At 38.0% G+C, this 13286-nt stretch carries 13 protein-coding genes; 10 read left to right on the forward strand and 3 right to left on the reverse strand.

Annotation, left to right across the window (positions count from 1 at the left end; genetic code table 11):
• Nucleotides 1–22: 22 nt before the first annotated feature.
• The 9 genes from rpoC to NZD88_RS07830 all read left to right on the forward strand — a co-directional run bounded on the left by rpoC (nucleotide 23) and on the right by NZD88_RS07830 (nucleotide 10196).
• The gene (gene rpoC, locus NZD88_RS07790) at nucleotides 23–4288 is read left to right on the forward strand and encodes a DNA-directed RNA polymerase subunit beta' (protein WP_259828538.1); all 4266 of its coding nucleotides are present in this window, start codon (nucleotides 23–25) and stop codon (nucleotides 4286–4288) included.
• 87 nt (nucleotides 4289–4375) lie between these two features.
• Nucleotides 4376–4681, forward strand: a complete 306-nt coding sequence (locus tag NZD88_RS07795) for a DUF3467 domain-containing protein (protein ID WP_034723398.1) — start codon at nucleotides 4376–4378, stop codon at nucleotides 4679–4681.
• 228 nt (nucleotides 4682–4909) lie between these two features.
• Nucleotides 4910–5560 carry a Crp/Fnr family transcriptional regulator gene (locus tag NZD88_RS07800; protein WP_169232892.1) on the forward strand — a complete coding sequence of 217 codons (651 nt, stop codon included), beginning with the start codon at nucleotides 4910–4912 and terminating at the stop codon, nucleotides 5558–5560.
• A 126-nt stretch (nucleotides 5561–5686) separates the two neighbouring features.
• Nucleotides 5687–6529 (forward strand): DUF5777 family beta-barrel protein, encoded by an 843-nt coding sequence (locus tag NZD88_RS07805; RefSeq protein ID WP_259828540.1) that lies wholly within the window; start codon nucleotides 5687–5689, stop codon nucleotides 6527–6529.
• 1 nt (nucleotide 6530) lies between these two features.
• The gene (locus tag NZD88_RS07810) at nucleotides 6531–6872 is read left to right on the forward strand and encodes a c-type cytochrome (RefSeq protein ID WP_259828541.1); all 342 of its coding nucleotides are present in this window, start codon (nucleotides 6531–6533) and stop codon (nucleotides 6870–6872) included.
• Nucleotides 6873–6884: 12 nt separating this feature from the next.
• Nucleotides 6885–7430: a YceI family protein gene (locus tag NZD88_RS07815; RefSeq protein ID WP_259828544.1), complete on the forward strand. Its 546-nt coding sequence runs from the start codon at nucleotides 6885–6887 to the stop codon at nucleotides 7428–7430.
• A complete protein-coding gene (locus NZD88_RS07820; RefSeq protein WP_259828546.1) occupies nucleotides 7427–7954 on the forward strand; it encodes an ankyrin repeat domain-containing protein in 528 nt (175 codons plus the stop codon). The genes NZD88_RS07815 and NZD88_RS07820 overlap by 4 nt, the downstream gene beginning before the upstream one ends.
• 4 nt (nucleotides 7955–7958) lie before the next feature.
• Nucleotides 7959–8741 carry a T9SS type A sorting domain-containing protein gene (locus NZD88_RS07825; RefSeq protein WP_259828548.1) on the forward strand — a complete coding sequence of 261 codons (783 nt, stop codon included), beginning with the start codon at nucleotides 7959–7961 and terminating at the stop codon, nucleotides 8739–8741.
• Nucleotides 8742–8912: 171 nt separating this feature from the next.
• Nucleotides 8913–10196 carry an alkaline phosphatase family protein gene (locus tag NZD88_RS07830; RefSeq protein WP_259828550.1) on the forward strand — a complete coding sequence of 428 codons (1284 nt, stop codon included), beginning with the start codon at nucleotides 8913–8915 and terminating at the stop codon, nucleotides 10194–10196.
• A gap of 162 nt (nucleotides 10197–10358) precedes the next feature.
• Here the strand turns inward: NZD88_RS07830 and NZD88_RS07835 are convergent, their stop codons facing one another.
• Complete coding sequence (locus NZD88_RS07835) at nucleotides 10359–11237, reverse strand: NAD(P)H-binding protein (protein ID WP_259828551.1); 879 nt, start codon at nucleotides 11235–11237, stop codon at nucleotides 10359–10361.
• A gap of 79 nt (nucleotides 11238–11316) precedes the next feature.
• On the opposite strand from NZD88_RS07835, the gene NZD88_RS07840 reads away from it, so the two are divergent.
• A complete protein-coding gene (locus NZD88_RS07840; protein ID WP_279324410.1) occupies nucleotides 11317–11682 on the forward strand; it encodes a winged helix-turn-helix transcriptional regulator in 366 nt (121 codons plus the stop codon).
• A gap of 61 nt (nucleotides 11683–11743) precedes the next feature.
• Here NZD88_RS07840 and NZD88_RS07845 read toward each other — a convergent pair whose 3' ends face one another.
• Both NZD88_RS07845 and NZD88_RS07850 read right to left on the reverse strand, forming a co-directional pair.
• Nucleotides 11744–12796 (reverse strand): NAD(P)-dependent alcohol dehydrogenase, encoded by a 1053-nt coding sequence (locus tag NZD88_RS07845; RefSeq protein ID WP_259828552.1) that lies wholly within the window; start codon nucleotides 12794–12796, stop codon nucleotides 11744–11746.
• 32 nt (nucleotides 12797–12828) lie between these two features.
• On the reverse strand, nucleotides 12829–13233 hold the full coding sequence (locus tag NZD88_RS07850; protein WP_259828553.1) for a cupin domain-containing protein: 405 nt from the start codon (nucleotides 13231–13233) through the stop codon (nucleotides 12829–12831).
• Nucleotides 13234–13286: the final 53 nt, after the last annotated feature.

Here is a 13286-nt window from a genome sequence, read left to right on the forward strand (position 1 = left end):
TCCAAAATCTAAAATCTAAAAAATGTCAAATAAAAATAAATCAAGTAGATTTAATAAAATAACCATCGGTTTAGCTTCACCGGAATCGATTCTTCAAGAGTCGAGAGGGGAAGTACTTAAGCCGGAAACTATTAACTACAGAACGCACAAACCTGAAAGAGACGGGTTGTTCTGTGAAAAGATCTTTGGTCCCGTAAAGGATTACGAATGTGCTTGTGGTAAATACAAGAGAATTCGTTACAAAGGGATCGTTTGTGACCGTTGTGGAGTAGAAGTTACAGAGAAAAAAGTCAGAAGAGAGAGAATCGGACACATCAATCTTGTTGTGCCTATCGCTCACATCTGGTATTTCCGTTCTTTACCAAACAAAATCGGTTACCTTTTAGGAATTCCTTCTAAGAAATTAGACATGATCATCTACTACGAAAGATATGTAGTGATTCAGCAAGGTATTGCTAAAAAATTAGACGGTTCTGATTTCGATAACATGGAGTTCTTAACAGAAGAAGAGTACCTTGACATCATGGAAACTCTTCCTGCGGAAAACCAGTATCTTGATGATTCTGATCCCAACAAATTCATCGCCAGAATGGGTGCTGAAGCTGTTGAAGATCTGTTAAAAAGAATCAACCTTGATGCATTGTCTTTCGATTTAAGACACAAAGCTCACAACGAAGGTTCTAAGCAAAGAAGAACTGAAGCTCTTAAAAGATTGAACGTTGTAGAAGCATTAAGAGGTGCTAATACAAGAATGATCAACAGACCAGAGTGGATGATTATGCGTGTACTTCCTGTTATACCACCAGAACTAAGACCATTGGTTCCATTGGATGGAGGACGTTTCGCTACTTCTGACTTAAATGACCTTTACAGAAGAGTTATTATCAGAAACAACCGTCTGAAAAGACTATTGGAGATCAAAGCTCCGGAAGTAATCTTGAGAAACGAGAAGCGTATGCTTCAGGAATCAGTAGATTCATTATTCGATAATACAAGAAAATCTTCTGCTGTAAAATCTGAATCAAACAGACCATTGAAATCACTTTCTGATTCATTGAAAGGTAAACAAGGTCGTTTCCGTCAGAACTTACTAGGGAAAAGGGTTGACTACTCTGCGCGTTCCGTAATTGTTGTAGGTCCAAACTTACAGCTTCACGAATGTGGTATTCCTAAAGATATGGCAGCAGAACTTTACAAACCATTCATCATCAGAAAACTGATTGAAAGAGGTATTGTAAAAACTGTGAAATCTGCAAAGAGAATCATCGACAGAAAAGAGCCTGTAGTATATGATATCCTTGAAAACGTGATGAAAGGTCACCCTGTTCTATTGAACAGAGCACCTACCCTTCACAGACTGGGTATCCAGGCATTCCAGCCGAAGATGATCGAAGGTAAAGCTATTCAGCTTCACCCGTTGGTAACAACAGCATTCAACGCCGATTTCGATGGTGACCAGATGGCGGTACACTTACCGTTAGGCCCTGAAGCGATCCTTGAAGCTCAGTTATTGATGCTAGGTTCTCAGAACATCTTGAACCCTGCAAACGGTTCTCCTATTACCGTACCTTCTCAGGACATGGTTCTTGGTCTTTATTTCATGACCAAAGAATTGAGCTCTACAGAAGATATGAAAGTTTTAGGTGAAGGCCTTGCATTCTATTCTCCTGAAGAAGCGGAAATCGCTTATGCTGAAGGTAGAGTTTCATTGAATGCTAAAGTAAGATGTAGACTACCGGTTAAAGAAGATGGTGAAATCAAAACAAAATTGATCGAAACTTCTTTAGGTAGAATTTTATTCAACCAAATTGTTCCTAAACAATCAGGATACGTTAATGAACTTTTAACGAAGAAATCACTGAGAAACATTATTGGTAGAGTCTTGGCAGATACGGATTTCCCTACAACAGTGAAGTTCCTGGATGCAATGAAAGACTTAGGATATTCAAACGCATTCAAAGGAGGTCTTTCATTCTCATTAGGTGACATTGTAGTTCCTGTTGAGAAGAAAAAAATGATTGCTACATCAATTGAAACAGTAGACGAAATTAGAGCCAACTATAACATGGGTCTGATTACAGATACAGAACGTTATAATCAGGTAATCGACGTTTGGACAAACACCAACGCCGGATTAACTGAAATGATTATGGGTAGAATGAAAACCGATCAAGGTGGATTCAACTCTGTATATATGATGCTTGATTCTGGTGCGAGGGGTTCTAAAGAACAGATCCGTCAGTTATCAGGGATGAGAGGTCTGATGGCAAAACCGCAAAAAGCTGGTTCTACCGGTGCGGAAATTATCGAAAACCCGATTCTTGCCAACTTTAAAGAAGGTCTTTCGATCCTTGAGTACTTTATCTCTACTCACGGTGCCCGTAAAGGTCTTGCAGATACCGCTCTTAAAACAGCCGATGCTGGTTACCTTACAAGAAGACTGGTAGACGTTGCTCAGGACGTTATCGTTACTGAGGACGACTGTGGTACTCTAAGAGGTACTGAAGTTACTGCACTTAAGAAAAATGATGAGATCGTTGAAAAGATCTCTGAAAGAATCTTAGGTAGAGTTTCTCTTCATAACATCTACGATCCGGAATCAGACGAGTTAATCGCTGAAGCAGATCAGGTGATCAATGAAGTATTGGCGAAAAGAATCGAAGCGGCAGGATTAGAGTTTGTTGAAGTTCGTTCTCCACTTACTTGTGAAACTAAAAAAGGAATCTGTGCTAAATGTTATGGTAGAAACCTGGCAACCGGTAAGATGATCCACATGGGTGAAGCAGTAGGTGTTATTGGAGCACAGTCAATTGGGGAACCAGGTACTCAGCTTACGTTGAGAACTTTCCACCAGGGTGGTGTTTCTACAAACGTTTCAGAAAACCCTTCAATCACTGCAAGAAGAGATGGTATCGTAGAATTGGATGAAGTAAGAACAATTACTTCTGAAGACGAAAACGGTAACAACGCTGAAGTAGTAGTTTCACGTACAACAGAATTTAGATTGGTTGCAGATAACGAATCTAGAACTCCGTTGATGATTGCTAACGTACCTTACGGTTCTCAGTTAGTAGTTAAATCTGGTGACAGAGTGAAGAAAGGTGATCTTATTGCAAAATGGGATCCGTACAACGCGGTAATTATTGCTGAAACCGCTGGTAAAGTAGAATACGAGGATATTATCCAGGGTATTTCATTCCAGCTTGAAATAGATGAACAAACAGGATTTGAAGAGAAAGTAATCTCTGAATCCAGAAATAAGAAAGCCGTACCTACTTTAAAAGTGGTAGATTCTAAAGGAGTTGAACAGAAAGGTTACAACTTACCGGTAGGAGCCCACTTAATGGTAAACGATGGTGAAAAAATTAAGGCTGGTAAAGTCTTGATCAAGATCCCAAGAAAATCTGCAAAAGCAGGGGATATCACCGGAGGTCTTCCAAGAGTTACCGAATTATTTGAAGCAAGAAACCCTTCAAACCCGGCGGTTGTTACAGAAATCGATGGGGTAGTTTCTTACGGAAAAATCAAAAGAGGTAACCGTGAACTTATTGTTGAGGCTAAAACAGGGGAAAGAAAAATTTACCTGGTGAAACTTTCTAACCAGATTCTTGTTCAGGAGAATGACTTCGTAAGAGCAGGTTCTCCACTTTCTGACGGTTCTATTACACCGGACGATATCTTAAGAATTAAAGGTCCAACTGCAGTTCAGGAATATCTTGTTAATGAAATTCAGGAAGTTTACCGTCTGCAAGGGGTGAAAATCGACGATAAGCACTTTGAAATCATCGTAAGACAGATGATGACAAAAGTATCTATCGTAGACGGAGGTGATACTCAGTTCCTTGAAGGTGCATTAGAACATAAATTCGACTTCCTGGAAGAAAACAACAGAGTATTCGGTCTTAAAGTAGTAACTGAAGCTGGTGATTCTAAAGAATTCAAGCCAGGTCAGATGATTACAGCAAGAGAATTAAGAGACGAAAACTCTAAATTGAAGCGTGAAGATCAAGCTTTAGTTGAAGTAAGAGAAGCTTTACCTGCTACAGCAACGCCTGTACTTCAGGGTATTACAAGAGCAGCTCTTCAAACTAAATCATTCATGTCTGCAGCATCATTCCAGGAAACTACTAAAGTTCTAAACGAAGCAGCAGTAGCTGGTAAAGTAGACTTCTTAAGTGGTCTTAAAGAAAACGTAATTGTAGGACACAGAATCCCTGCAGGTACAGGTCTTAAAGAATACCAGAATGTAATTGTCGGTTCTAGAAAAGAATTCGAAGACCTTAACTAAAATTAATGATTTGAAATTTGAGGTTTGGATTTATTTTTATATTTTCACAATCTCAAATTTCGAATTTTAAAAACATATTTTATAACAATGGACAACAATCAAAATCCACAAGACGGAAACATCAACATCGAATTGAACGAAATGGTAGCTGCTGGAGTTTATGCTAATTTAGCATTGGTAAACCACTCTCCATCTGAGTTCGTAGTAGATTTCATCCAGTTAATGCCGGGTGTTCAACAAGCTAAAGTAAGATCAAGAATCATTCTTGCTCCACTTCACGCTAAAAGAGTATTATCTGCTCTTCAACAGAACATTGCTAACTACGAGCAGCAGTTCGGAGAAATCAAAGAAGTTGAGCCTTTCGTATTAGGAGGAAACAACGTACAAGCATAAGATTTTTCTTACAATACATAAGAATGCCCCGGTTTTTACCGGGGCATTTTTTATTCCGGATATTGGTTATTTTATTTAACTATTTTTAAGTGCAATTTTTTACTTTTATTTAAAATGACCTCATTAATTAATGAATTGTTAAATTTTAATAGAGATAATTAAAGAACGTTATTTTTATGGTATATGAATATCGCATTTTATATATTTGTTTGAAAATGATAAGCAGATATGGTTAATGATCAATTTATTCTTAATAAATTCGGGTTTTTAGGTGAAAATTTTTTAAATGAACTGCATGCAAACGCAGTGATGACTGACATCAAGGCAAAAACCGAGATCATCAGGGAAGGACAGAAAAATAAGTATGTCCCTTTTCTGATCAAAGGCTCTATCAAAGTTTTTACCCTTAATGACGGCAGGGAGCTTATCTATTACTATATAAAACCTAATGACAGCTGTCTGATGACCTTCTCATCGATCTTTACAGACTGTACCAGCAGAGTGTATGCCGTTGCCGAAGAAGAGTCTGAGGTCATCCTGATCCCCGTATCCGTTATCCATGAATGGCTGATTCGCTTTCCGGAGATCAACAGGGTATTTTATCATGAATACGACAAACGTTTCTCAGACGTCATGAATATGGTGAATGATGCGGTATTCCACAGACTTGACAAAAGAGTTCTGAACTATATCAAACAGCAGATTTCAGTGACAGGGAACAATCCATTAAAGATTACACACCGGGAAATCGCCAATAATTTGGGTACTTCCAGGGAAGTAGTAAGCAGAGTATTAAAAAAGATTGAAAATGAAGGTGAAATTATTCAGACCAAAGAAGGGATCAAAATACCTGTTAATGAAAATGTTAGATCAATCTAATATATGGTGTTTTAATGTTTTCATCTTTATCATTGATAAAAACAATTTGTTCGGTGACTTTTATCACCTACTTTTGAATTCATAACTCGATAAGTTTGTCATATCATAATTTAATTAAAATTGTATATGACAAAAACTCTCTTATTTTTGTCGGTATTGGCCTCAGGTCTTGTCTCTGCACAGGAAGATCTGCTCAAAGATATTGACACACTCAAAACAACCACAGAAATTTCTCAACCTGCCTTCAAAGCCCTGCAAATTGTTACAGGGCAATCCACAAAGCTTTCTGCTAAAAAAGAATGGTACATTGTCGTAGCACACCGTTTCGGAGACATCAGTACCGGCTTTAAAAACTTTTTCGGACTCGATGATGCTTCTACGAAGCTGGGCGTCATCTATGGCCTTACTGACGGAATTTCAGTAAGTCTTTCCAGGGAAACGAATATGAAAACATTCGAAGGCGCCGTAAAGTATAAACTGGTAAAGCAAACTGAAAATTTCCCTGCAGACATCGTGGGTTACAATGTAATGGCGTTAAATACAGATCTGGATAAAGACAATTATCCTTATCTTAAATTCGGCGACAGACTTGCTTACCTTACCCAGGCTTTAATCTCAAGAAGATTTAATGATAAGTTTTCATTACAGCTTACTCCCTCATACATCCACAAAAATTTGTATGATCCTGCCATTGAAGACAAGAATCAGTTTCTTGCCGGATTAGGCGGCCGATATAAAATTTCCAAAAGAATTTCTCTTAACGCAGAGTATTTTGTGAATTTCGACAATCACAGTTTCTATAAAAATCCTCTTTCATTAGGGATGGATATAGAAACCGGGGGACATGTTTTCCAGCTTTTATTCTCGAATTCCCAGATCAATTCAGACATTGGCTATCTCTCCAATGCAGTAGGGAAGTGGGGGAAAGGACAGATATTTTTTGGGTTTAACCTTTATAGAGTTTTTTAATATGAAAAAGATACTATACATATTGTCATCAGTTGTTTTGTTCATTGCTTGTGACAGCAGAACCTATGAGGAAATTTCAGATAATACTCCCATTACAATAGCTGTTAAATATAATGCTGAAGTGAAAACCATTGTTGATAATAACTGTATTGGTTGTCACGCCGTTGGAAGTTATAAACCTTTGACCACTTACACGGATGTAAAGAATAACATTGATGGAATTCTCGACAGGATACAAAGACCCAACGGAGATCCCGGTAAAATGCCACAGGGCGGATCTTTATCCCAGACTCAGATCAACACCTTCATAAAATGGAAAGCCGACGGGCTTGCCGAAAATTAAAAAGTATTGGATATGAAAAGATTAGTATTAATGAGTGCCATGCTGCTATTCACAGGCTTTGCTTCAGCCCAGAAATACAGCTCTAAAACGGGCAGCGTAACCTTTGAGGCATCCGTGCCTTTATTCGAAGATGTATTTGCAAAAGATGGTAATAATGTTGTTATTCTGAATGCAGACAATGGAGAGATGGCTTCCGTTTCCGTCGTTAAAAACTTTCATTTTAAAACCAAATTAATGGAAGAGCATTTTAATGAAAGCTATGCGGAAACAGCAAAATATCCCAAGGCAACATTCAAAGGAAAGGTTTTGAACTTTGATAAAACGAAACTTACCGCTTCACCGCAGAAATATACCGTTCAGGGCACCCTGAATTTTCATGGGGTAGATAAGGCCGTGTCTTCAGCAGCCTCCATTTATTCCAAAGATGGAAAGTTGTATATGCAGGGAAGTTTTATGGCCAGACCTGTGGATCACAATGTGACCATTCCTAAAATGGTGACCAAGAAAGTCGCAGAAAATGTTAAGGTGGAATATAATTATGTAATGACAAAACAATGAAAAACATCATTTTAATCCTAAGTATTTTCCTGAGTTTTTCTGTCATGTCTGCTCAGGAAAAAGCAAAATCAATATTTGATATTGCCAGAAGCGGAACCGTAGCTGAAGTCCAGGAACTCATGAAGCAGAATCCGGATATTATCAGCCAGACCAATGAAAATGGATTTTCACCATTGATTTTATCTTGTTACAGGGGAAATACTCCGGTTGCTGAATTTTTGATTACTCATGTTAAAAATATAAATTATGCAAGCGGAGAAGGAACGGCTTTAACGGCTTCTGTCTTTAAAGGAGATAAAAATCTCACTCAAAAATTATTACAGAATAAAGCTGACCCGAATATTACAAATGCCGGCGGAATAACACCACTGATGTATGCTGTCCAGTCCCAGAACAAGGAAATGGTAGAACTGTTATTAAAGAATAAAGCAGATAAAACACTGGCTGATAAACAAGGCAAAACAGTTTTTGAATATGCTTTATTTTCTAAAAATCAGGAAATTATTAACCTATTAAAAAATTGATCATATGAAATTTAAAACTATCTTATTATTAATCGGATTTTTGGCTTTTTTTAATGTAAAAAGCCAAGCATATTCGACAGGAACAGTGCCTCTCTTCTCTAATGGAGGAACAAATTTAACGTATTCTGCTAAAATAGATGTCACAAACACATTGGTTACAGTCACACTTATAGGCCCATCAACTAGTTGGCTTGGATTGGCGTTTAATGCTACAGGTATGTCTAATGCAGGCAGTGATGTTGTGCTTTTTGATGGTACAAATTTTACTGATAGAAATTTTACTGGAAGTTTTACAGCACCTACAACAGATGCAACTCAAAACTGGACAGTAACATCTAATACAGTAGCATCAGGAGTGCGGACCGTAATAGGAACAAGAGCTTTAAATACTGGTGATGCTAATGATTATGTATTTAATTTTCCACCAAACAGTCCATTGAATATTGCTTATGCAAGAAGATTAGGCAGTCTTACTGTTGGTTATCATGGTGCAGATAGTTGCGGTACTACTGCGGTTACTTTTAGCAGTACTTTAGGTACTAATGAAACGGTTTTAGACAGCAAAGAAATAATTCTTTATCCAAATCCTGCTAAAGAAATGGTCAGCTTTAAAAATGCAAATAAGATAAAATCTATTGATTTGTATGAGTCAACGGGAAGAAAAGTAAGATCCGTAAAACTGAACGGAGACAGTTTTACTATTTCCGATTTGCGGTCAGGAAGCTATTACCTTGAAATTACATTACAAGATGGCAGCTTAACGTATGAAAAACTGATTAAAGAATAATTAAACAAACTCAAATAACAAAACCTCTTACCCTGTGTGAGAGGTTTTCTTTTTAATGGTTATCTGCCTTTTTTCGGGGAAATAATTCTAAAAAATGTTTTTAATGATTTTTTAACCCATTAAACTTTCATCTCAGGTTTCGACACAGTAACTTTGCTGAAAATTTCTATAATGAAGCGAGGACTGCATTTTTTACTGCTTATTTTTTCTTTAACACTTTTTGCACAGAAAGTACCGGTTGATACGGCTCAGGTTATCATTCCCAACCGTTATAACAGTGTTGATGCACAGACGAAACCTTATGTGATCATGATCTCAACGGATGGCTTCCGCTATGATTATGCTAAAAAATACAATGCGGAGAACCTTTTAAAACTGTCTGGAGAAGGAGTTCAGGCCAAAGCCATGATTCCCAGCTATCCAAGCATCACTTTTCCTAATCACTGGAGTTTGATTACCGGCCTATACCCATCACATCACGGCTTGATCGATAATTTTTTCTACGATTACAAGAGAAAAGAATTTTATGCCATGAGTGATAAAAAAAATGCAGAAGACGGAAGCTGGTATGGCGGAGTTCCTCTTTGGGGATTGGCTGAAAAACAGGGAATGGTTTCGGCTTCGTTGATGTGGGTAGGTTCTGCAAGTGATGCTGGGGGAAAAAGACCCACCTACTATTATCCGTATCATGAAAAATTCACTCCCGCTGAAAAAGTTGATAAAGTAATTGATTGGCTGAAATTACCGATGGATAAAAGACCTCATTTTATTTCCCTGTATTTCCCTGAGGTTGATGGAAGCGGACATCACTTCGGGCCGGAAGCGAAGGAAACAGAAAATGCGGTTCATTTAATAGATCATGCAGTAGGCGATTTAGTTCAGAAAATCAATGATTTAGGATTGAAAAATGTAAACTTTGTTTTTGTTTCAGACCACGGAATGATCAAAGTAGACGGTGGCAGCCCTTTAGAAATTCCTGCCATCCTCTTTAATAAAGACAGATTTGATTTTTATAACTCCCAGACATTATTAAGAGTTATAGTTAAAAATCCGACAGAGGTTAAATCAGTATATCAGGAACTTAAAGCCGGAAAAACAGACGATTACGAAGTGTATTTAGATAAAAGATTGCCTAAATATTTACATTTCGGAACCAAAGACGATCAGTACCAGAGAATAGGCCAGATCCTTCTTATTCCCAAAGCTCCAAAAATATTTTTGGAAAAAGGAAAGAAAACATCAGTCGGAAAACATGGCTACAATGCAAGGCTTGTTCCCGAAATGAAAGCTACATTTTTTGCCTGGGGCCCGGAATTTAAAAATAACGTGGTTGTTGATGAATTTTCGAATGTCAATGTATACCCATTAGTTGCTGAAATATTAGGTCTGAAAATAGAACAGCCTATCGACGGGAAACTTAAAGTTTTAAAAGAAACGTTGAAGGAGAAAAAATAAATTGAGGTTGAAATTGATCTCTAAAACTTACAAAATAGTTTAAAATTAAAGTTTCGGCGCACCGCAGGTGCGCCGAAACCTTTTTATAGAAACTTTAAAGTAAAAACTGAATCGACGTAGATTGAGTTTCAGTCTTGAATTTTTGTTTTAAGACCAAACAAATTAATATTTAGAAGCAAATTCTTTCGCAAACTCTTCCAATTTAATCTTGCCATCAACAGGTGAACCCTGTTCAATAAAATCCGCCTGAACGACTCCCGTTCTGATTCCTTTACCCATCTCAACATATAAATGAGCCATTTCTTCAGGAAGTCCTGCCTGCTTCATTCCGTCTAGTGACTGTGCATCCGTAAATTCAACCCAGGGTAGTTCTGAATTTCCGACTGCTGAACCCAGAACTACAGCAAAATCAGAGGCTTTACGCGCATCGCTTACAATATACCGGATATTTTTACCTGTTGAGGTTTTCACTAATTCTTCAGCAGCAGCTTTAGCAATATCAGCAGGATGAACCACTGGAATACTTATATTCCCTGAATAGTTTCCGCCGATAATTCCCGCGTTTTTAATCAATGGAATATCATTAAAGAAATTAATATAAAAATATCCTGCTCTTAGAAAAGTCACAGAAGTATTTTCCAGCTCATTATATAATTTTTCGATGTGATGAAGTCCCGCAATAGGACCGTTCTCAACAGGAGAATCTGCTCCTACGCTGCTTAACATCACGATTCTTTTTACCCCTGTTTTTTTGGCAGCTTCAGCATAATTTTCACCTGCTTTAATGGTGTTTTTAATGATATTACTTTCGCCCATGATCGGTGGAGTCATCGCAAATACAGCATCTGCTCCCTCAAATGTTTTTGTAAGAAAATCCAGATCATTAATAGAACCGATGGCGGCTTTTGCTCCTAATGATTCGATCTCTTCTTTTTTAGAATCACTGCTGCTGATGACGGTAATATCATGGCCTTCTGCAATTAATTGCTGTGCTAATGGTTTTGCGGTGTTCCCTAAAGAACCTGTTACAATAATTTTCATAATAAATGTTGTTTATTTTCTTATACAAAGTTATATTTGTACTTACTTTTATACAAGTACTTACCCTAAAGTATGTATTATGACAGCAATTAAAGAAAGTTCCACTATTCAGAAGAACAGAAAAGATATATTAGACCAGTGCCCTGTAATGTATGTAATGGGGAAAATTGGCGGCTTTTGGAAACCTATCATTCTCTTTCATCTTTCAACAGGTGAAAAAAGATACAGCGAGCTCAAAAGAGCAATTCCGGAAGTGACTGAAAAAATGCTGATCCAGCATCTGAAACAACTGGAAGCCGACGGGCTGATTATTAGAACTGCAAGACCTGTCGTTCCCCCGCATGTTACTTATAAGCTGAGTGAGGCTGGAGATGGATTGGGGCCAATAATTGATGCAATGGCAGAATGGGCTTTTCAGGATATGAAAAAGAATGTATTAAACTAAACTATACAAAAAAAGACTCTTCACTTTTGAAGAGTCTTTATTATTTAAATCTGACCAGATCTTAAAGAGATTTCATGTCGATTACGAAACGGTATCTTACATCACTTTTCAGCATTCTTTCGTAGGCTTCATTAATTTCCTGCATTTTTATCATTTCAATTTCAGAAACAATATTGTGCTCTCCACAGAAATCCAGCATTTCCTGAGTTTCAGCAATACCTCCGATTAAAGAAGCCGCTACAGATCTTCTTCCCATGATCATAGGAACTGTATTTAAGATAGGCTCTAAACCTCCTAAATATCCTACTAAAACTAATGTTCCGCTGATATTTAAAGTGGCAACATAAGGATTTACATCATGTACATAAGGGACTGTATCAATTATGACATCGAATTTTCCTTTTACAGAGTTCATATGCTCTTCATCTGTTGAAATAACAACGTGGTCTGCACCCAATTGTTTTGCATCTTCCGTTTTCCCCGGAGTTCTTGAGAATAAAGTAACTTCAGCTCCTAGACCTTTTGCTAATTTAATGGCCATATGTCCAAGTCCGCCCAAACCTACAACAGCTACTTTAGAACCCGGACCTACGTTCCAGTGTCTTAGAGGAGACCAGGTCGTAATTCCTGCGCAGAGAAGTGGTGCTACAGCAGCCAGATCCAGATTTTCCGGCACTCTTAAAACGAAGCTTTCATCTACAACTACTTTCTCAGAATATCCGCCAAAAGTATGACCTCCCAAATGCTTGTCTTTCCCGTTATATGTTCCTGTAAATCCGTTGAGGCAGTATTGCTCAAGATCCTGCTTACAGCTGTCGCAGTGTCCGCATGAATCTACCATACATCCTACTGCAGCTAGGTCTCCCACTTTAAATTTAGTGACTTCATTTCCTATTTTCGTAATTCTGCCTACGATCTCATGACCGGGAACAGCAGGATACATTGTTCCGCCCCAGTCATTACGGGCTGTATGAAGATCAGAGTGGCATACTCCGCAGTATAGAATGTCAATTTCTATGTCTGTGGGTGTAGTTTCTCTTCTTTCGATATTCATTTCTTTCAGGTCTGCCGTGGTAGACTCAGCTCCGTAGGCTTTTACTGTTAATGTGCTCATTGGTTTATTTGATTTAAGTTAATTAAGTTTAGTTATAAATTGTTGTATTCCTCGTCACTTACCGGTTCCAGCCATTCCACAATACCGTTTTGCGTATTGGGATTAATCGCGATATGCGTGAACTCACTGTCTGGAGCAGCACCATGCCAGTGGATAGTATGGGGAAGAATATTCACCACATCTCCCGCATGTAATACCTGCGCTGGTTTTCCTTTTTCCTGATAAAATCCGGTTCCTGAAGTTACGATTAAAATCTGGCCACCACCGTGAGAATGCCAGTTATTTCTGCATCCGGGCTCAAAAATAACATTTCCGATCTGGCAGTTCAGATCATCTTCGTTGGGTTTTAGAATCTGCACCCATGCTGTTCCTCCGGAGAAGTAAGCTTCAGGGGCTTTTTCTCCTTTTGGAAAAATGTTTGTATTCAATGTTTCCATAACGGTACAAAATTCGATACTTTTAAATAAACACAGCTTATACAGATTACCGA

The organism is Chryseobacterium pyrolae (genome assembly GCF_025153485.1).
Taxonomy (GTDB): Bacteria; Bacteroidota; Bacteroidia; order Flavobacteriales; family Weeksellaceae; genus Chryseobacterium; species Chryseobacterium antibioticum.